This is a genomic window from Pseudomonas wadenswilerensis (assembly GCF_900497695.1).
Lineage (GTDB): Bacteria > Pseudomonadota > Gammaproteobacteria > Pseudomonadales > Pseudomonadaceae > Aquipseudomonas > Aquipseudomonas wadenswilerensis.
This window is the reverse complement of the sequence record NZ_UIDD01000012.1, coordinates 50,256-71,092: the sequence shown is the minus strand read 5'-3', so window position 1 is coordinate 71,092 and position 20,837 is coordinate 50,256. Positions and strand designations below refer to the sequence as shown.

Here is a 20,837-nt window from a genome sequence, read left to right as displayed (position 1 = left end):
CGGTCCGGGTTATGCAGAAGGTTATTCTAGGCGCACTTAGCGGCGGCGACCACTGATGCGTACCCAGCCATCGCGTACGGCGATCGGGTCGAGGTCGAAGTCCTTGGCGTAGGCCGCGGCGACTTCTTCACCCTGTTCGGCGAGAATCCCCGACAGCGCCAGCAGGCCACCCGGACGTACCAGCCCGGACAGTTGCGGGGCCAGCGATACCAGCGGGCCGGCCAGAATGTTGGCAACCAGCACGTCGGCCTGCATGGCCGGCATGTGCTCGGGCAGGTACAGGGCGAATTTCTCGTCGGCGATGCCGTTGCGCCCGGCGTTGTCGCGCGAGGCTTCCAGGGCCTGCACGTCGATGTCGGTACCGACCGCTTCGCGGGCGCCCAGCAGCAACGCGGCAATGGCGAGGATGCCTGAACCGCAACCGAAATCGAGCACCTGAGTGCCGTTCAGGTCCTGGCCGTCGAGCCATTCCAGGCACAAGGCGGTGGTTGGGTGGGTGCCGGTGCCGAAGGCCAGGCCCGGATCAAGCAGCAGGTTGACCGCCTCGGGCTCGGGCGCCGCATGCCAGCTTGGCACGATCCACAGGCGCTGGCCGAAACGCATCGGCTGGAAGTTGTCCATCCAGCTGCGTTCCCAGTCCTGGTCCTCGATGACTTCGGCCTGGTGCTCCGGCAGTTCGGCGCCGGTCAGCAACTGCAGGTGGGCGAACACCGCGCTGGCGTCGGTATCGGCTTCGAACAGTGCCAGCAGATGGGTATGCGACCACAGCGGGGTGGTGTTGAGGTCCGGTTCGAAGATCGGCTGATCTTCGGCATCCATGAAGGTGACCGAAACGGCGCCTACTTCGAGCAGGGCATCTTCATAGGTTTCGGCTTGTTCCGGGCTGATGGCCAGACGTACTTGCAGCCAAGGCATGGCGGGCACCTTTGGAAAAATCTACAGGGGCAGCCCGAGGCTGCGAGAAGCCCGCCAGTTTACTTGAGTACGAGGGGTTTGTGGGAACCCTGTGGGAGCCCCAAAAAAAGACCCCGGTCACGGGACCGGGGTCTTTTTTACATCACTGCCGAATCACTCCTGGTTAGCCAGTTTGTGTTCCAGATAGTGAATGTTGACGCCGCCTTTGCAGAAACCTTCATCACGCACCAGGTCGCGGTGCAGCGGGATGTTGGTCTTGATGCCGTCGACGACGATCTCGTCCAGGGCATTGCGCATGCGCGCCATGGCTTCGTCGCGGTCCTTGCCATAGGTGATCAGCTTGCCGATCAGCGAGTCGTAGTTCGGGGGAACCGCGTAACCGCTGTACAGGTGCGAATCGACGCGAACGCCGTTGCCACCCGGGGCGTGGAAATGCTTGACCGTGCCTGGGCTCGGGATGAACTTCTTCGGGTCTTCGGCGTTGATCCGGCACTCCAGGGAGTGACCACGAATCACCACGTCATCCTGGGTGAACGACAGCTTGTTGCCAGCGGCGATGCTGAGCATCTCCTTGACGATGTCGATACCGGTGACCATCTCCGAAACCGGGTGCTCCACCTGAACACGGGTGTTCATTTCGATGAAGTAGAAACTGCCGTTTTCGTAGAGGAACTCGAAGGTGCCAGCGCCACGGTAGCCGATCTCGATGCAGGCATCGACGCAGCGCTTGAAGACTTCCTGGCGGGCTTTCTCGTCGATACCTGGGGCCGGTGCTTCTTCCAGTACCTTCTGGTGGCGGCGCTGCAACGAGCAGTCGCGGTCACCCAGGTGCACGGCATTGCCCTGGCCGTCGGACAGGACCTGGACTTCCACGTGACGTGGGTTGGTCAGGAACTTCTCGAGGTAGACCATCGGGTTGCCGAACGCGGCGCCGGCTTCGGTGCGGGTCAGCTTGGCCGAGGCGATCAGGTCCTCTTCCTTGTGCACCACGCGCATGCCGCGACCACCACCGCCACCGGCGGCCTTGATGATCACCGGGTAGCCGACTTCACGGCCAATGCGCAGGGCTTCTTCTTCGTCTTCCGGCAGCGGGCCGTCGGAACCCGGTACGGTCGGAACGCCGGTTTTGATCATCGCGTCCTTGGCCGATACCTTGTCGCCCATCAGGCGAATGGTGTCGGCTTTCGGGCCGATGAAGGCAAAGCCGGAGTTCTCGACCTGCTCGGCGAAGTCGGCGTTTTCCGCGAGGAAACCATAGCCTGGGTGAATGGCGGTAGCGCCGGTCACTTCGGCCGCGGCGATGATCGCCGGGATGTGCAGGTAGGACTGGCTGGCCGAAGCCGGACCGATGCAGACCGACTCGTCTGCCAGGCCCAGGTGCATCAGTTCGCGGTCAGCCGTGGAGTGTACGGCGACGGTCTTGATGCCCAGCTCTTTGCAGGCACGCAGGATCCGCAGGGCAATTTCCCCGCGGTTGGCAATCAGGACTTTTTCCAGCTTCGCAGACATCGTTGGCTCTCCGCGGTTCAAACGATGGTGAACAGCGGCTGGTCGAACTCAACCGGCTGACCGTCTTCTACCAGGATGGACTCGATCACACCGCTGGTTTCAGCTTCGATGTGGTTCATCATCTTCATGGCTTCGACGATGCACAGGGTGTCGCCTTTCTTCACGGTCTGGCCGACTTCAACGAAGGCTGGCGAGGCAGGCGAGGCTTTGCGGTAGAAGGTACCGACCATTGGCGAACGGGCAACGGTGCCGTTCAGTTTTGGTGCGGCGGCTTCGGCTGGAGCGGCGGCAGCGGCCGGGGCGGCGGCTGGTGCGGCAACAGGAGCGGCGACTGGAGCCGGAGCGTAGTACTGCTGGGCTGGAGTCTTGCTGTGGCGGCTGATCCGTACGGATTCTTCGCCTTCCTTGATCTCCAGCTCGTCGATGCCAGACTCTTCCAGCAGTTCGATCAGTTTCTTGACTTTACGGATATCCATTAATCATCAACTCCCAAGGTTCGGTCAGGGGCGTAAATATAAAAACGTGTTAGCAAACGTTTCTTGTGAGCCCCGGCCTTACAGGCCAGGTTCTCGTCATCAGGGCTTTGCGTTAGCAGCCAGGTGTTCCAGGGCAGACTCCAGGGCCAGGCGGTAGCCAGTGGCGCCCAGGCCGCAAATCACTCCTACGGCGACATCAGAGAAGTAGGAGTGATGGCGAAAAGGTTCGCGTTTGTGCACGTTGGACAGATGCACTTCGATGAATGGGATGCTCACCGCCAGCAACGCGTCACGTAATGCGACACTTGTATGTGTGAAAGCCGCCGGATTGATCAGAATGAAGTCCACGCCTTCGCTGCGCGCCGCGTGGATACGGTCGATCAATTCGTACTCGGCATTGCTTTGCAGGTACTGCAGGTGATGGCCGGCGGCGCGTGCGCGCTGCTCCAGGTCCTGGTTGATCTGGGCCAGGGTCACGGCGCCATAGACGCCCGGTTCGCGGGTGCCGAGCAGGTTCAGGTTGGGGCCGTGGAGCACCAGTAGCGTTGCCATCTGTGGTTCCTTTTTATCGTTAGGAAACTTTGCGCGGCGACTATGCCGTAAACCGGCGGGCACTGTCCAGTTGCCGGCAATAGCCAGCACGATGACCGATATTCACGCTAAATATGTGACTAATTTATTAATTTCGGTCATCGAAGCCGGCTTTTTAGCGGCCAGAGGAAGTTATAGACCCAGATCGGCGCGAATGCGCGTCAGATGCTCGGCGAATTCGCCGGCGTTTATCTCGCCAACTAGCCGATCGGCGCTGATTTCGCTGCCGTTCGCGGCAAAGAACAGCAGCGCAGGCGGGCCGAACAGTTGGTAGCGGTCGAGCAGGGCACGCTGCTCGGCATTGCTCTCGGTAATATCGAAGCGCAACAGCTTGTAATCCTTGAGCTGCGGCTGCACCGCCGGAGCATTGAGTACTTCGTGCTCGATCACTTTGCAGCTGATGCACCAGTCGGCATACCAGTCCAGCAGCACCGGCTGGCCGGCGGCCTTGGCTGCGGCCAGCGCGCTGTCCAGCGCCGCCGGGGTGGTGATGGTCTGCCAGTCGCTGGCGCTGCTGGCCTGGGAGGTTGCGCCGGTGCTGGCAATCCCAGCCTGAGGCAGCGGACGCAGCGGGTCGGTCTGCCCGCTCAAGGCACCGTACCAGCAGGCCAGGGCGTAGAACAGCAGAGCCAGGCCAAGCAGTTGTGCCAGGCGCTGGCGGGTGGTTTTCACGGTGAACTCCAGGGCGCCGAGGAACACCGCGGTACCGGCGGCCAGCAGGCCGACCAGCAACAGCGTAACCTGCCCCGGCAGCACGCGGCTGAGCAGGCCGATGGCCAGGCCCAGCAACAGTACGCCGATAGCGTTTTTCACCGTCACCAGCCACGGTCCGCTTTTTGGCAGCCAGGCAGCGCCGCCAGTGGCGATCAGCAGCAGCGGCGCACCCATGCCCAGGCCCAGGGCGAACAGTTTCAGCGCGCCGCCCAACGCGTCGCCACTGGCGCTGATATACAGCAGCGCGCCGGCCAGTGGCGCCGACACGCACGGCGATACCAGCAGGCTGGAGAACACCCCGAGGATCGCCGCACCGATCAGCGAACCGCCCTTGGTCTGGCCCACCAGGCGCTCCAGGCGGCTGCTGATGGCATGGGGCAGCTTGAGCTCGAACAGGCCGAACATGGCCAGGGCGAACAGCACGAAGAACAGCGAAAACGGCACCAGCACCCAGGCCGACTGCAGGCGCGCCTGCAGGTTGAGGCCGGCGCCGAACAGGCCCATCAGCGCGCCCAGCAGGGCGAAGCAGGCGGCCATTGGCAGTACATAGGCCAGCGACAGGGCAAACCCGCGCACGCCGCCGACCTGGCCGCGCAACACCACGCCGGAGAGGATCGGCAGCATCGGCAACACGCACGGCGTGAAGGTCAGGCCGACGCCGGCGAGGAAGAACAGCAGCAGGCTTTTCCAGTCCCAACCGGCTTTGTCGGCGGCGTCAGCGGCTGGCGTCGCACTGCCGGCGGCGCCATCGATGCTCAGTCGTGCGGTTTCCGGCGGGTAGCACAGGCCCTTGTCGGCGCAGCCCTGGTAGCCCACCAGCAGGGTGAAGGGGCGTTGTTCGTTGGCCGGGCGGGGGATCTCGATGTCGAGGATGCCGTGGTAGACCTCGACATCGCCGAAGAACTCGTCGTGCTTGGCTTCACCGGGCGGAATCTGCGCGGTACCCAGGGCGATGTCGGCAGGCTCGCTGCGGAACTGGAAACGGTGGCGGTACAGGTAGTAGCCGTCGGCGGCGACGAAGCGCAGCTTCAGGGTTTGTCCTTCATCCTGCACCAGGCTCAGCTTGAAGGCTTCGTGCACCGGCAGAAAATCGGCGCTGTTGTTCAGCGACGCTGCGCCCAGGGTGGCGCTGGGGCGATTGTCGAGCAGGCCAGCGCCGACGGCGGGCAAGGCCAGGAGCAGAAACAGGAGGCAAAGCAGGCGGCGCATGGCGGTCTCGCAGGACAAAAGTGCCTGCATGATAACGGACTGAGCCGCTACGTGCAGTTGCGCGGCGCCTGCATCGCTGGCAAGGCCAGCTCCCACAGGTTCGGAGTACACACATCCCCTGTGGGAGCCGGCCTTGCCGGCGATGGTGGCGTCACCGTCTCGGATCAGAGTCGAAACGCCCGCACCGCCGTATTCAGCTCACCCCCCAGCCTGAGCAACTGCTCACCCTGCTCACGGCCTTCACCAATACGCTGCAAGTTGTCTTCACCCAACCCATGAATCCGCTCGCTGTGATCGCGAATTTCGCTCACCGCGCCGCTTTGCTGGGCGGTGACATCGGCAATCCTTACCGCCGTGGCAGAGATGGTCTGGATCGCCGCGACAATTTCATCCAGCGCGCCATCCGCGGCCTGGGCCTGATCGGCGGTGATTTGCGCATGTTCGAGCTGGGCGCGCATGCCTTCAACCGATTCACGAGCAGCCTGCTGCAAGCGGCCGATCAACGTCTGGATCTCACCGGTAGCGCCGGTAGTGCGTTGCGCCAGGGAGCGCACCTCTTCGGCGACCACGGCAAACCCACGACCCATTTCTCCGGCCCGCGCCGCCTCGATCGCGGCATTCAGGGCCAGCAGGTTGGTCTGTTCGGCAATCGAGCGGATCACCGTCAGCACGCCGCCGATGGTTGCCGACTCTTCGGCCAACTGTTCGATACTCTGCGCGTTGCCCTGCACCTCGTCGACCAGCGCCCGCAGCCCGGTCAGGCTCTGGCCGATCACTGCCTGGCCTTGCTCGACCGCCCGCCCGGCATCGTGGCTGGCGTCGGCAGCCTGACTGGCATCGCCGGCCACCTGGAGGATGGTCGCCTCCAGCTCGCCCAGGGCATCGCGGATCTGCGCGGTATCGCCGGCCTGGCGTTCGGCGCCATCGTGCAGGGCGCTGCTCATGCCGGCCAGGGCATGGCTGCTGCCGGCGACCTGCTCGGCGTTGTGGCGGATGGTGCCGACCAGCTCGACCAGATAAACACGCAGGCGGTTGAGCGAGTCCTGGATGTCATGCATTTCACGGTTGCTCCTGCCCAGGGCAATGGCCTGGCTGAAGTCGCCCTCAGCCCAGGACGACAGCGCCGGCGCCAGGTTGGTCAGCACCCGTGCCAGGCGTCGTTGCAGGGTGTCGATGAGCAGGGCGATCAGCAGAATCAGGCCGATCATCAGGCCCTGGATCACCCGCACTTCGCCCTGAATGGCGGCATGCTGACTGCGCACACTCGGTTCAAGCTCGGCGATGGCCTGCTGTACGGCGGCGATGCGCTCGAAGGTGCTGCTCGCCAGCGCGCTACGCTGCTGGATCTGCTCGCGGGTACGCTGCAGTTCGCCCGGGTAGCGTTTGATCAGGCTGTTGAGCTCGCGCTTGAGCGCCACACCGTTGTCTTCGGCCTCGGTGCTGGCCTGGGTTTCCAGGCCCATCAGGGCGGCAAAGTCATCGGCGCTCGAGGCGTTGGCGGCGGTCACGCCCAGCAGCGGCAACTGATCGAGCAGTTGGGCCTGGGCGGCAATCTGCTGCAGTTCGCGCTCGACTTCGTCGGCCAGTTCGCTACGGCCGCTGCTGACCAGTTTGTCGCGGGCCAGGGACAGCCGCGACAGATGCAGGGAGGCATTGAACAGCGCCGGGGCGTAGCGCCCGGCGTCGGCACGGGCGCTGCTCTGGGCATAGTTGGCCAGTTGTTCGAGGCTGGCGCCCAGTTCGCGTTCGGCCTGGAGCAGCAGGGCCTGGGGATCGCCGGCCAGCTTGCCGGCGCCAAGCAGTTCGTTGGCGGTGAAGCGCTGCAGGTTGTCCAGGCTCGGGCGCAGGCGCGCCGAAAGGTCTGCCGGCAATTTTTCGAGTTCGCCCTGCAAGGCTGCGGTGGCCTGCAGCGCCGTGGCATGGCGCAGGGCGTCGCCGCTGCTCAGGTAGTCCTGGATATTGCGTGCCGCCTGGTTCTGGAATTGCTGCGACAGCGACAGGTAGCGCTCCATCAATAGATAGGGGCGCTCCAGGGCACGCTGCGACCACCACAGGGTCGCGCCCAGGGCGATGCACACGGTAACCAGCAACAGGGTATTGAAATTGGTGAGCAGCTTCAGGCGCATGTCCGGTGTCTACCAACGGCCGAATGGTAAGCGCCTGAAGTTATTGCGTTTTTATGACCAGGTTATGACGAAGCGGGCAGGTCGGTGAAAAAAACTGGCACATTGCCTTTATGCTTCAACCCGCTGTACGCAGTTGCGCCCGGCACCCTTGGCCCGGTACAGCGCCTCGTCGGCGGCGGTAGCCATGCTCAGGGCATCCAGGCCTTCGCTCAACTGCACAATCCCCGCGCTGAAGGTGCAGGACAGGTCGCGGGGCTGGGCCGGGTAGTGGATCTCGGCAAAGCGCCGACGGATTTCATCGAGCACCTTGTGCGCCGAGCCCAGGTCGGTGTTGGGCATGACGATGGCGAATTCTTCACCGCCATAACGGCCGATGAAGTCGGTCTTGCGCAGGCGCTGTTTAAGAAACAGCGCCAGGCTCTTGATTACCCGGTCGCCCATGGGGTGGCCGTGGCTGTCGTTGACCTTCTTGAAGTGGTCGATATCGAGCATGGCGAAGCTCAGCGGCTGTTCTTCGCGGCGCGCGCGAAAGCTGCAGTCTTCGAGCAGTTGCAGGATGTGGGTGTGGTTGTACAGCCCGGTGAGGCTGTCGCGAACCATGCGCGCCTTGAGATTGCGCGCACGGGCAGCGCGGTTGCGCACGGTGGTGATCAGGTGCCGCGAGCGGATCGGCTTGGTCAAAAAGTCATCGCCGCCTTCGCTCATGGCGTCGAGCTGTTTATCCAGGTCGTCCTCGGCCGACAGGTAGATGATCGGCACGCTGACATATCGGTCGTTGTGGCGGATCACCTTGGCCAGCTCCGTGCCGGTGCAGGCGGGCATGTACATGTCGAGGATGATCAGGTCGGGCTGGAAGTCGGCAAGCTCGGCCATGGTCTGGATCGGGTCGATCAGGGTGCGGGTGACGATCCCGGCGCTGTTGAGCAGGCGCTCGGTGTGCAGGGCCTGGGCCCGCGAGTCGTCGATGATCAGCACTTTGAAAGGCTCGTACTGGGTGACGCTGGTCAGCAGCTCGACTTTCTCCAGCAGGCTCGAGGCCTCCAGGGTGCCGGTGAGAAATTCCTGGCCGCCGGCGCGCACGGCGGCCAGGCGGGTCGGGGTATCGGTTTCGTGCAGGCTGAAAAACAGCAACGGCACCCGCTGTTCCAGGCCCTGCTGGGCCTGGGCGGCCAGTTGCAGGCCGACACCGGGGCCGGTGAAGTCGACGTCCATGACGATCGCCGAGGGCAGTCGCTCGCTCATGGTCGCCTGGAAGGCGGCGGCGCTGTACAAGGCCTGTACACCCAAGCCGAAGAATTCCAGCTGCTGGGCCAGGCGTTCGGCGCGGTCGTGGTCCTGGAGCATGATGTACACCGGCTTGCGCAGCGGCGGCAGCGGTACTTGCTCAAGCTGGTCGCCCTGGCGCAGGCCGGTGCGCGACAGGCGCTGCATCAGCCGGTTGAGTTCGCTGATCAGTTGGCTGCTCAGGCGCGCGCTGTTGGCCTCGACCGCCTCCAGGGCATGACCGATGGCTTCGGCCAGCTGGCTATGCTCGGGCTGCTCGAAGCGCTCGGCATAGCGTTGCAGGCGCAGGTTGGCTTCGCACAGCTCACCCAGGTCGCCAGTGGACCACTCGCTGCGCTGCAGGCGCTGCCAGATCTCTAGGATTTGCCGGGCCTGATGGATGACCCGCTGGGCAAAGTGTTGCTTGAGGCGCTCACGACTGGGGTCTTCTGGCTCGGTCATGTCCTGACTACTTATAAGGGTGAGGCTGAGGTCGAGTGATGGCTCTATGCTAGCACCACTTTCCCGGCAATCGAGTGCCTTGTATCAATTAACTGTACAAGTCCGTTTATTCATTTGCTGACCCAATAGTCGCTTATGCGAAGCGCCGTGCTTGATTTATAGTGCAGCGATACTTGCCGACCCCGGCAGGTGGCGCGCGGCACAAAATGCCCATCGCGCTGGCACGAAGCCCGGGGGTTGCGGTCGAACCCCTTGAACCGACGTGACTGAAAGGACAACGCCATGCTGGACTGGAAAAACCGTACAGGCAAAGCCGAGGCGCGTGAGCGGGTCGAACCGCGCACTGCCGCTACCCGCAGTTATTTCGGCGGGTTGCTGTTCAGCCGTGCCCTGGGCTCGCTGATCGGCCTGTACCTGCTGGTGTGCGTGGGCCTGGGCTGGTACTGGAGCGCCGAGCCCGACCTGTTCCCGGTGCAGCAGAACGCCCAGGCGGCTGCAGAAAAGACCGGCAAGCAGATGGTTGTCGGCTACACCACCATCGAAACCCTCAAGACCGTGGCCGGTACCCTGCTCAACAAGCCCGGTGGCTACATTTCCAACGACCGCTTCCCGCCAGGCCTGTGGATGGACAACATGCCCAGCTGGGAATACGGCGTGCTGGTCCAGGTGCGTGACCTGAGCCGCGCCCTGCGCAAGGACTTCGCCCGCTCGCAGTCGCAGTCCACCGAAGACGCCGATCTGGCCAAGGCCGAGCCGCGCTTCAACTTCGACAACAAGAGCTGGATCCTGCCGTCGAGCGAATCCGAGTTCCAGGAAGGCATCAACTCGCTGACCCGCTACCAGAACCGCCTGTCCTCGCCGGATCAGCAGGGCGCACTGTTCTACACCCGCGCCGACAACCTCAACAACTGGCTGGGTGACGTCGCCACTCGCCTGGGTTCGCTGTCGCAGCGGCTGTCGGCCAGCGTCGGCCGGGTCAAGCTCAACAGCACCCTGAAGACCGAATCGGTGCTGCCGGGCCAGGTGCCGCAGCTTGACGAAGAAGTGGTCGAGACCCCGTGGCTGCAGATCGACAACGTGTTCTACGAAGCCCGCGGCCAGGCCTGGGCGCTGTCGCACCTGCTGCGCGCCATCGAGGTCGACTTCGCCGATGTGCTGGCGAAGAAGAACGCCACGGTCAGCGTGCGCCAGATCATCCGTGAGCTGGAAGCCTCGCAGGAACCGCTGTGGAGCCCGATGGTGCTGAACGGTAGTGGCTTCGGCATGTGGGCCAACCACTCGCTGGTAATGGCTAACTACATCTCGCGGGCCAACGCTGCGGTAATCGACCTGCGTCAACTGCTGACCCAGGGCTGATCCGGTGTCGATCTCCAAGGAGGAGGCGGCGCACCGCGCTGCCTCCGACCTCGAGCTGATTGCCTGGGTGGACGAAGACGACCGCGTGCTCGGCGCCTTGCCTCGGGCTGAGTTGCGCGAGCGCGGGCTGATCGGGCGCGGCACCTACATCCTGTTGTTCAACTCCGCTGGAGAGCTGTGCGTGCACCGGCGCACCGAGAGCAAGGCGATCTACCCGGGTTACTGGGATGTCGCCGCCGGTGGCATGGTCCAGGCCGATGAAAGCTTTGCCGAGTCGGCGGCCCGCGAACTGGAAGAAGAGCTCGGGGTGGGTGGGGTCGAACTCACCGCCCACGAGTGTTTTTTCTTCGACCAGCCCGGCAACCGGCTCTGGTGTGCAGTGTTTTCGGCCGTCTGGGACGGGCCTTTGCGCCTGCAACCGGAGGAGGTCAGCGAGGCGCGCTTCATCCCCGTCGATCAGGCCCTGGCCGACAGCCGGCAACAGCCATATTGCCCCGATTCACTGGCCGCTTTGCAGCGCTACATCGACCGTCAAGCCTGACGTCGCGAATCACATGCAAAATGGCGCAGTTTTGTACTTAGCATTCGCGACATTTATCGTTACACTGCGCGGCCTTTTAAGGCTGCCGCACGCTTCATGCGGCAGTTGCGCTGCCCCTGCCAGAGTGGGGCTTCGCGGTCGGTACCCCGCCAGGGGCGTCGACCAGTTTTTATCCTCACCGTAGAGGATCAAAAGTGGCCAAGAAAGCCGCATCATTCGCCGCCCTGGGTGGCCTGGTGTTCTCCACTGATGCAGGCCGGCATTGCCCGGACTGCAGCAAACCCATAGATGCCTGCATCTGCAAACAGACGCTCATCCCCGAAGGCGATGGCATTGCTCGCGTGCGCCGCGAAAGCAAGGGCCGTGGCGGCAAGACGGTGACGACCATCAGCGGCGTGCCGCTGCCCCTGGAACAGCTAAAGGATCTGGCCAGCACGCTCAAGCGCCGCTGCGGAACCGGCGGCGCGTTGAAAGACGGGGTCATCGAAATCCAGGGCGATCATGTCGAGCTGTTACTGGCCGAGCTGATCAAACAGGGCTTCAAAGCGAAAAAGTCCGGCGGCTGAAGACTGCATCGCGATTTTTTGCAATTCGCTTTCTAAACTCGTTCCCGTAGGAAGGGTCTATCCCTGAACACGGATAATCGTCACTTTCAGGTTTTACACTGCGCCCGCCCCATGCCGGCCAGTGTTTTTCGACTTTCTATATAGGGGACTTCAATGTCCGTACGACGCACACGCAAAGACGATGGCAGCCAATGGACAGTTGCGGACAGCCGCAGTGTTTACGGCATTCGCCATTGGGGGGCCGGTTACTTCGCAATCAACGAGGCCGGGCGCGTCGAAGTCCGCCCGAATGGGCCAGAGAGTGCGCCGATCGACCTGTTCGAACAGGTCGACGAGCTGCGCAAGAGCGGCCTGTCGCTGCCATTGCTGGTACGTTTCCCGGACATCCTCCAGGACCGCGTGCGCCAGCTGACCGGCGCTTTTGACGCCAATATCGCGCGACTGGAATACCAGAGCCAGTACACCGCGCTGTACCCGATTAAGGTCAACCAGCAAGAAGCGGTGGTGGAAAACATCATCGCCACCCAGAACGTCTCCATTGGCCTTGAAGCCGGCTCCAAGCCCGAGCTGCTGGCCGTGTTGGCGCTGGCGCCGAAAGGCGGCACCATCGTCTGCAACGGTTACAAGGACCGCGAGTTCATCCGCCTGGCATTGATGGGCCAGAAGCTGGGCCACAACGTCTTCATCGTCATCGAGAAAGAGTCGGAAGTGGCCCTGGTGATCGAAGAAGCCGCCGAGCTCAAGGTCAAGCCGCAGGTCGGCCTGCGCGTGCGCCTGTCGTCGCTGGCCTCGAGCAAGTGGGCCGATACCGGTGGCGAGAAGTCCAAGTTCGGTCTTTCGGCGGCGCAACTGATTTCGGTGGTGCAGCGCTTCCGCGATGCCGGCCTGGACCAGGGTATCCGCTTGCTGCACTTCCACATGGGCTCGCAGATCGCCAACCTGGCCGACTACCAGCACGGTTTCAAGGAAGCCATCCGTTACTACGGCGAGCTGCGCGCGCTGAACCTGCCGGTCGATCACATCGACGTCGGCGGCGGCCTGGGCGTTGACTACGACGGCACCCACTCGCGCAACGCCAGCTCGATCAACTACGACATGGATGACTACGCCGGTGTCGTGGTCGGCATGCTCAAGGAGTTCTGCGATGCCCAGGGCCTGCCGCATCCGCACATCTTCTCGGAAAGCGGCCGCTCGCTGACCGCACACCATGCCATGTTGGTGGTGCAGGTGACCGATGTCGAGAAGCACAACGACGAAGTGCCGCTGATCGAGAACAAGGAAAACCTGCCCGAGACCGTACAGTGGCTGGCCGACCTGCTGGGCCCGACCGATATCGAGATGGTCACCGAGACCTACTGGCGCGCCACTCACTACATGAGCGATGTCGCCGCCCAGTACGCCGACGGCAAGATCACCCTGGCCGAAAAAGCCCTGGCCGAGCAGTGCTACTTTGCCGTTTGCCGGCGCCTGCACAACTCGCTCAAGGCCCGTCAGCGTTCGCACCGCCAGGTGCTGGACGAGCTCAACGACAAGCTGGCCGACAAGTACATCTGCAACTTCTCGGTGTTCCAGAGCCTGCCGGACACCTGGGCGATCGGCCAGGTGCTGCCAATCCTGCCGCTGCATCGCCTGGATGAAGAGCCGCTGCGCCGCGCCGTGCTGCAGGACCTGACCTGCGACTCGGATGGCAAGATCAACCAGTACGTCGACGAGCAGAGCATCGAGACCAGCCTGCCGGTGCACGCGATCAACGAGGGTGAAGACTACCTGCTGGGTATCTTCCTGGTGGGTGCCTACCAGGAGATCCTGGGGGACATGCACAACCTGTTCGGTGATACCGACTCGGTGAACATCTACCAGAACCCGAACGGCAGCGTGTACCACGCCGGTATCGAGACCCACGACACCATCGAAGACATGTTGCGTTATGTGCACCTGTCGCCGGAGGAGTTGATGACTCATTACCGCGACAAGTGCGCCAGCGCCAAGATCACTGCCCGTGAGAAGACCCAGTTCCTCGACGCGCTGCGTCTGGGGCTGACCCGCTCGTCGTACCTGTCGAGCTGATCAGTGGTGCGGGTCGCGTGCAGTCGCTGGCTGCGCGTCGACCCCATCGCCGGCAAGTCCGGCTCCCACAGGTGCAGTGCCGCACTCTTGTGGGAGCTGGCCTTGCCAGCGATGGGCTGCGCAGCAGACCCAGAAACTACCGCACAAACCACCCATCCCGCCGCTGCAACCGCCAGCCCATCACCCCCAGCGTCACCCCGCGCAAGGCCATGAACAGCAGAAACCCCAACCACAAGCCGTGGTTGCCCAGGTCGCGGGCGACATAGGCGACCGGCAGGGCGATGAGTACGCTGAGCAGCATGCCGTTGCGCATCTCCCGCGCCCGCGTGGCGCCGATGAACAAGCCATCAAGCAGATAGCTCCACACCGCAATCAACGGCAGCAGTGCCAGGTACGGCAGGTACTGGTAGGCGGTTTCGCGTACGTTGGCGATGTCGGTCTGCATGTTGATGAACAGATGTCCGCCCAACAGAAACAATACGGCAAAGCCGGAACTGGCCAGCAACGACCAGCCGCAGGCAACGGTGAGCGAGCGCCTTAATGCCTGGCGATCGCCGGCACCGATGGCGTGCCCGCACAGCGCCTCGACCGCATGGGCCAGACCATCGAGGGCATAGGCGGTGAGCAACAGGCCATTGAGCAGCAGGGCGTTGGCCGCCACTGTCGCTTCACCCAGCCGCGTGCCTTGTACGGTGATCAGGAAGAACACCGCCTGCAGCGCCAGGCTGCGGATGAAGATGTCGCGGTTGACGCTGAGCAGCGGCCGCCAGCTCTGCCAGCGCGCCAGCAGCGCCCAGGCGATCTGCCCAGGGTAGGCGCGCAGGGCCGGCCGGGTCAGGGCCAGGCCGAGCAGGGCGGCGCTCCATTCGGCAATCACCGAGGCGCGGGCCGAACCGATCACGCCCCAGTCCAGGCCGAGCACGAACCACAGATTGAGGGCGATGTTGAGCAGGTTGGTAGTCAACAGGATCGCCAGCGGCGCCTTGGCGTTCTGGGTGCCGAGGAACCAGCCGACCAGGGCGAAGCTGGCCAGCGCCGCCGGCAGCCCGAGCAGGCGAGTCTGGAAGAAGTCGTGGGTCGATTGCTCCAGCGCCGCCGTCGGTTGCATCAATTGCAGGGCCAGGTGGCTGAACGGCAGGGCCAGCAAGCCTAGCAACAGGGAAAAAAGCAGCGCCAGCAGCAGGCCTTGCAGCAACACCTGGCGTAATGCCGCACCGTCGGCACGGCCCGCAGCCTGGGCGGCGAAACCGGTCGAACCCATGCGCAGAAAGCCCATGACCCAGGCCAGGAAGGTGTACAGGCTGGCGCCCACCGCCACCGCACCCAGTTGATGGGCATGGGGCAGGTGGCCGATTACGGCGCTGTCGACCAGGGCCACCAATGGTACGGAAATATTCGAAAGTATCATCGGCGCGGCCAGCGCCCAGACCTTGATATGGGTCGGGCGGTCGCGCCAGTCGGTCAGCAAACGGGACATGGAGGCTCCTGGCAAGCCGGCATTGTAGCCGCTGTGCTAGTAAATCGTGCGAAGGCCGTCTCACATCCGCTCGCCGTATCACCGTTGCTGCGCGGTTGATATATAGTGCACGCCTAAGATTCCGCTGCCCGAGAGTTACTACTCCCATGCTCAACAAAGGATTGTTGCTGGCCTGCGCGCTGGCCTTGCTCAGTGCCTGCGATTCGTCTGCCCCGGATAAACCGGCTTCGGCGCCGGCCACACCGCCAGCGCAGACGCAGGATCAACCCGCGGCGCCAGCCCCGGCCCCGGCAGCTGCCCCCGCAGCGCAGCCGGAAGCGGAAAAAACCGCTCCGGCCAAGGAAGATGCCTCAACCCTGGCCAAGCGTTATGCCGGCCGCGAGCTGAGCGTGGTGGATGTCTCGGAAGTGCAGGTCGATGGTGCCAGCGCGCTGTCCCTGACCTTTTCGATTCCCCTGGATGACCAGCAGAACTTCGCCGACAAGGTGCACCTGGTCGATACCGTCAAAGGCAAGGTCGACGGTGCCTGGGAGCTCTCCGCGAACAAGATGGAGTTGCGCCTGCGCCACCTGGAGCCGCAGCGCAAGCTGGTGCTGACCATCGACGCCGGCCTGCTCGCGGTCAACGGCAAGCGCCTGCCCGGCGAGTCGATCAGCCGCCTGGAAACCCGCGACATGCAATCGACCATCGGCTTCGCCAGCCGTGGCTCGCTGCTGCCGACCCGCCTGGCCGAAGGCCTGCCGGTGATCGCCTTGAACGTCAACAAGGTCGATGTCGAGTTCTTCCGCATCAAGTCGGACAAACTGTCGCCGTTCCTGGCCACCTGGGGCCGCAACAGCAGCTTGTACTACTACACGTCCAAAGAAATCCTGGACATGACCGATCTGGTCTACAGCGGCCGCTTCGACCTCAACCCGGCGAAGAACACCCGCGAGACCGTGCTGCTGCCGATTGCCGGGATCAAGCCGCTGCAAGAGCCAGGCGTGTACATGGCGGTGATGCGCGCCTCCGGTACCTACGACTACACACAACCGGCAACGCTGTTCACCCTCAGTGACATCGGCGTCTCGGCGCACCGTTACCAGAACCGCCTGGACGTCTTCACCCAGGGCCTGGAAGGCGGCAAGGCGCTAAGCGGCGTCGAACTGGAACTGCTCGACGGCGAAGGCCGCGTGCTGGCCCAGGCCAAGACCGACAGCGACGGCCACGCCCAGTTGCCGACGCCACCCAAGGCCGAAACCCTGCTGGCCCACCAGGGCGTGCACACCACCATGCTGCGCCTGAACAGCGCAGCCCTGGACCTGGCCGAATTCGACATCACCGGCCCCCAGGCCAACCCGCTGCAGTTCTTCGTGTTCGGCCCGCGCGACCTGTATCGCCCGGGTGAAACCGTGTTGCTCAACGGCCTGTTGCGTGACCAGGACGGCCGTCCGCTCAAGCCGCAACCGGTGACGGTGGAAGTACGCCGCCCGGATGAACAGATCAGCCGCAAGTTCGTCTGGGAGGCCGATGCCAATGGCTTCTATCAGTACCAGTTGCAACTGGCCGACGAAGCGCCGACCGGGCGCTGGCAGTTGCTGTTCGACCTCGGCGGCAAGAAGCAGGTGTTCGAGTTCCTTGTCGAAGACTTCCTGCCCGAGCGCCTGGCCCTGGAACTGAAGGGCAGCGACAAACCGCTGAGCCCGGATCAAACCGCGCAGATCAAGGTCAATGGCCGTTACCTGTACGGCGCCCCGGCGTCGGGCAATCGCCTCAGCGGCCAGGCCTATGTGCGCCCGTTGCGTGAAGCGGTGCCGGCACTGCCGGGCTACCAGTTCGGTTCGATCACCGAGGAGGAACTGAGCCAGGACCTGGAGCTGGACGAAGTCACCCTGGACAGCGCCGGCAAAACCACCCTGAACATCGAAAGCAAATGGTCCGAGGCCCGTTCGCCGCTGCAACTGACCGTGCAGGCCAGCCTGCAGGAGTCCGGTGGCCGGCCGATCACCCGGCGCCTGGAACAACCGATCTGGCCGGCCGGGCGCCTGCCTGGCTTGCGCGGTCTGTTCGAGGGTGAGGAGGCCGACGAAGGCCCGGTGGAATTCGAAGTGCTGGTGGCCGACCCCCAAGGCAACAAGCTGGCGGTCAACAACCTCAAGGTGCGCCTGGTCCGCGAGCGCCGGGACTACTACTGGAACTACTCGCAGAGCGACGGCTGGAGCTACAACTACAACGAGAAATTCCTGATCCAGAACGAAGAGACGGTCAACGTCAAGGCCGGCTCCACCGCGCGGGTGAACTTCCTGGTCGACTGGGGCCCGTACCGTGTCGAGGTCGAAGACCCGCAGACCGGCCTGGTGTCGAGCGCGCGCTTCTGGGCCGGCTACCGCGCCCAGGACAACGCCGATGGCGGCGCCGTGCGTCCGGACCAGGTCAAGCTGGCCCTGGACAAACCGTCGTATAGCGATGGCGCCACTGCCAACATCACTGTCACCCCGCCTGCCGCAGGCACCGGCTACCTGATGGTCGAGTCCAGCGAAGGTCCGCTGTGGTGGGAAGAAATCGACGTGCCGGCCGAAGGCAAGAGTTTTGCCGTCAAACTCGATCCGAAGTGGGCGCGCCACGACCTGTATGTCAGTGCCCTGGTGATCCGCCCGGGCGAGCGCAAGGTCAACGCCACACCGAAACGCGCCGTGGGTGTACTGCACCTGCCGCTCGATCGCCACGAGCGCAAGCTGGCGGTGACCCTCACTGCCCCGGAAAAAATGCGCCCCAAGCAGCCGCTGACCGTCAAGGTGCAAGCGCGCAACGCCGACGGCAGCGTGCCCAAGCAGGTGCATGTACTGCTGGCAGCGGTGGACGTGGGTATCCTCAACATCACCGAGTTCGAAACGCCTGACCCGTTCACCGGCATGTTCGGCCGCAAGGCCTATGGTGCTGACCAACTGGATATCTACGGCCAGTTGATCGAAGCCGGGCAGGGCCGTCTGGCCAGCCTGGCCTTCGGTGGTGACGCGGCCATGGCCAAGGGCGGCAAGCGCCCGAACACCACGGTGACCATTGTTGCCAAGCAAAGCGCCCCGGTGACCCTCAATGACAAGGGCGAGGGTGAAGCGACGGTCGATATCCCCGACTTCAACGGTGAGCTGCGGCTGATGGCCCAGGCTTGGACCGACGAGCGCTACGGCATGGCCGAAGGCAAAACCGTGGTCGCCGCGCCGTTGATTGCCGAGCTCTCGGCGCCGCGCTTCCTCGCCGGTGGCGACCGCACGACCCTGGCCCTGGACCTTTCCAACCTGTCGGGCAAGGCGCAGAACCTGACCGTGCGCCTGAGCACCGAAGGCCAGTTGAACCTGCTCGGCGCCGCCGAACAGACCCTGAGCCTCACCGAAGGCAAGCGCGTCACCCTGCTGGTGCCGGTGCAGGCCAGCGGTGGCCTGGGCCAGGGCAAGGTCAAGGTCGAGGTGCAGGGCCTGCAACTGCCGGGCGAGTCGGCCACAGCCTTCAGCCGCGACTGGACCCTGGGCATTCGCCCGGCCTACCCGGCGATGCTGCAGCACTATCGTGTTGCCCTCAAAGACCAACCCTGGACCCTGCCGGAAGCTGACCTGGCGCTGTTCGAGCCGTCGGGCCTGGAAGCCTCACTGGCACTGTCGAGCCGCCCGCCGCTGAACCTGGCCGAGCAGATCCGCGCCCTCGAAGCCTACCCGTACGGCTGCCTGGAACAGACCACCAGTGGCCTGTATCCGTCGCTGTACGCCGATGCCGCGACGCTCAAGCGCCTGGGTATCAAGGGTGAGCCGGCCGACGTGCGCAAGCGCAAGATCGAGATGGGCGTCGAGCACCTGCTGGGCATGCAGCGCTACAACGGCAGCTTTGGCCTGTGGAGCTCTGATGACCAGGAAGAATTCTGGCTGACCGCCTACGTCACCGACTTCCTCCTGCGTGCCCGCGAGCAGGGTTACGCGGTACCGCCCGAGGCCCTGAAAAAGGCCAGCGAGCGACTGCTGCGTTACCTGCAGGAGCGCAACCTGATCGAGGTCAACTACAGCCAGAACGCCGAGCACAGCCGCTTCGCCGTGCAGTCTTATGCGGCCCTGGTGCTGGCGCGTACCCAGCAAGCGCCGCTGGGTGCCCTGCGCAGCCTGTTCGAGCGGCGCAGCGATGCGCGTTCCGGCCTGCCGTTGGTGCAGTTGGCCATCGCCCTCGACAAGATGGGCGACAAGCCGCGTGCGCAACAGGCACTGCAGGCCGGCCTGGCCGTCACCCGCAACGAGAACACCTGGCTGGGCGACTACGGCAGCCCAGTGCGTGACCAGGCGCTGATCCTGTCGCTGCTCACTGAGAACAACCTGGCCAGCGACAAGCTCGATGCACGGCTGTTCGAGCTCTCCGACCAGATGGCGGGTAACCGCTGGCTGTCGACCCAGGAGCGCAACGCACTGTTCCTTGCCGGTCGTGGCCTGCTGCGCAAGCCTGAAGGCAACTGGTCGGCACGCCTGGACAGCGCCGGTGAGGTGCGCGAATTCAACAACGAGCAATCGGGGATGAAACTCGAAGGCGCGCTGCTGGCCTCACCGCTGACCATCCAGAATGAAGGCAGCGAGACGCTGTTCCAGCAACTGACCCTGTCCGGTTATCCGCGCCAGGCCCCGGTTGCCCGCGGCAGTGGCATGACCATCCGCCGCGAGTTCCTTGGCATGAATGGCCAGGCCCTGGATATCAAAGCGCTCAAGAGCGGTGACCTGGTGCTGGTGCACCTGGCGGTAACCGCCAACACCCAGGTGCCGGACGCCCTGGTGGTCGACCTGCTGCCGGCGGGCCTGGAGCTGGAAAACCAGAACCTGGCGCAAAGCGCGGCAAGCCTCGAGAACGCCAGCAGTGCGGTGAAGGAATGGCGCGAGTCGATGCAGAACGCCGCTGTCGTGCATCAGGAGTTTCGTGATGACCGCTACGTGGCGGCGCTGAACATCGACCAATACGCCACCACCCACCTGCTGTACCTGGCCCGTGCGGTGACCCCGGGGACCTACAAGGTACCGCCACCGCAGGTCGAGTCGATGTACCGGCCGAACTACAACGCGGTGGGCGAGTCGCCTGCCGAACTGGTGGTCAAGGGCCGCCTGTAGGAGCGGGCTTGACCCGCGATAGGGCCACACTGGCCCTATCGTGGGACAGGTCGACTCCTCGCACCGCCGCTCCTGCTGCTCAGTGAATGATCCAGCTCAGCACCCACAAACCCAGCACCAGCCAGATGATGCCGAGTATGATCGAAGCGCGCATGAAGGCGCGGATCGCCGAGTACAGCAGCATCAGGCCGATGATCAGGGCGAGGATGCTGACCAGCGAAGTGTCCATGCCCAGGGTGCGTGACAGGCCCTCGATGAAATTGCCGCCGGCGTTGGCCAGCAGGTTGAACAACCCGCTCAGGCCGTCGACGATAAAACGGATCACCGCCCCCAGCGCCTGGCCGAGCCACTCGAAAAAACCTTCTACATGCATAGTTGCTTCCTGATGATCAATTCGGCGAATGCGCCGTTGCCAAGCCTTTGGCCATGCCTTGGCCGGGTCGGTTCCCTGCGTAGC

At 64.0% G+C, this 20,837-nt stretch carries 14 protein-coding genes; 5 read left to right on the top strand and 9 right to left on the bottom strand.

Annotation, left to right across the window (positions count from 1 at the left end):
• Window positions 1-36: 36 nt before the first annotated feature.
• From prmA to CCOS864_RS25085, 7 genes are all read right to left on the bottom strand, one after another.
• Window positions 37-915, bottom strand: coding sequence for a 50S ribosomal protein L11 methyltransferase (gene prmA / locus CCOS864_RS25115; RefSeq protein ID WP_115088967.1), 879 nt, complete (start codon window positions 913-915; stop codon window positions 37-39).
• Window positions 916-1,068: 153 nt separating this feature from the next.
• On the bottom strand, window positions 1,069-2,424 hold the full coding sequence (gene accC / locus CCOS864_RS25110) for an acetyl-CoA carboxylase biotin carboxylase subunit (protein WP_038997371.1): 1,356 nt from the start codon (window positions 2,422-2,424) through the stop codon (window positions 1,069-1,071).
• A 17-nt stretch (window positions 2,425-2,441) separates the two neighbouring features.
• Complete coding sequence (accB, locus tag CCOS864_RS25105; protein WP_093376528.1) at window positions 2,442-2,900, bottom strand: acetyl-CoA carboxylase biotin carboxyl carrier protein; 459 nt, start codon at window positions 2,898-2,900, stop codon at window positions 2,442-2,444.
• 99 nt (window positions 2,901-2,999) lie between these two features.
• Window positions 3,000-3,452, bottom strand: a complete 453-nt coding sequence (gene aroQ / locus CCOS864_RS25100) for a type II 3-dehydroquinate dehydratase (RefSeq protein ID WP_045182308.1) — start codon at window positions 3,450-3,452, stop codon at window positions 3,000-3,002.
• A 171-nt stretch (window positions 3,453-3,623) separates the two neighbouring features.
• Window positions 3,624-5,414 carry a protein-disulfide reductase DsbD gene (locus CCOS864_RS25095; protein ID WP_115088965.1) on the bottom strand — a complete coding sequence of 597 codons (1,791 nt, stop codon included), beginning with the start codon at window positions 5,412-5,414 and terminating at the stop codon, window positions 3,624-3,626.
• Between the two features lie 164 nt (window positions 5,415-5,578).
• Entirely contained in the window at window positions 5,579-6,358 is a 780-nt protein-coding gene (locus CCOS864_RS28860) for a methyl-accepting chemotaxis protein (RefSeq protein ID WP_415842512.1), read from the bottom strand.
• A gap of 1,290 nt (window positions 6,359-7,648) precedes the next feature.
• Entirely contained in the window at window positions 7,649-9,265 is a 1,617-nt protein-coding gene (locus tag CCOS864_RS25085; RefSeq protein WP_115088963.1) for a response regulator, read from the bottom strand.
• Window positions 9,266-9,547: 282 nt separating this feature from the next.
• Between CCOS864_RS25085 and CCOS864_RS25080 the strand changes: the two genes are divergently transcribed.
• From CCOS864_RS25080 to speA, 4 genes are all read left to right on the top strand, one after another.
• Window positions 9,548-10,621, top strand: a complete 1,074-nt coding sequence (locus CCOS864_RS25080) for a DUF2333 family protein (RefSeq protein ID WP_115088962.1) — start codon at window positions 9,548-9,550, stop codon at window positions 10,619-10,621.
• Window positions 10,622-10,625: 4 nt separating this feature from the next.
• Window positions 10,626-11,162: an NUDIX hydrolase gene (locus tag CCOS864_RS25075; protein WP_115088961.1), complete on the top strand. Its 537-nt coding sequence runs from the start codon at window positions 10,626-10,628 to the stop codon at window positions 11,160-11,162.
• Between the two features lie 194 nt (window positions 11,163-11,356).
• Window positions 11,357-11,728: a translation initiation factor Sui1 gene (locus CCOS864_RS25070; protein WP_010221702.1), complete on the top strand. Its 372-nt coding sequence runs from the start codon at window positions 11,357-11,359 to the stop codon at window positions 11,726-11,728.
• 153 nt (window positions 11,729-11,881) lie between these two features.
• Window positions 11,882-13,795: an arginine decarboxylase gene (gene speA / locus CCOS864_RS25065; protein ID WP_115088960.1), complete on the top strand. Its 1,914-nt coding sequence runs from the start codon at window positions 11,882-11,884 to the stop codon at window positions 13,793-13,795.
• Window positions 13,796-13,931: 136 nt separating this feature from the next.
• On the opposite strand, the gene CCOS864_RS25060 is transcribed toward speA, so the two are convergent.
• Window positions 13,932-15,272, bottom strand: coding sequence for an MATE family efflux transporter (locus CCOS864_RS25060; RefSeq protein WP_115088959.1), 1,341 nt, complete (start codon window positions 15,270-15,272; stop codon window positions 13,932-13,934).
• Window positions 15,273-15,418: 146 nt separating this feature from the next.
• Between CCOS864_RS25060 and CCOS864_RS25055 the strand changes: the two genes are divergently transcribed.
• The gene (locus CCOS864_RS25055) at window positions 15,419-20,380 is read left to right on the top strand and encodes an alpha-2-macroglobulin family protein (protein WP_115088958.1); all 4,962 of its coding nucleotides are present in this window, start codon (window positions 15,419-15,421) and stop codon (window positions 20,378-20,380) included.
• Between the two features lie 79 nt (window positions 20,381-20,459).
• On the opposite strand, the gene CCOS864_RS25050 is transcribed toward CCOS864_RS25055, so the two are convergent.
• Complete coding sequence (locus CCOS864_RS25050) at window positions 20,460-20,753, bottom strand: hypothetical protein (RefSeq protein ID WP_038997361.1); 294 nt, start codon at window positions 20,751-20,753, stop codon at window positions 20,460-20,462.
• Between the last annotated feature and the right edge of the window lie 84 nt (window positions 20,754-20,837).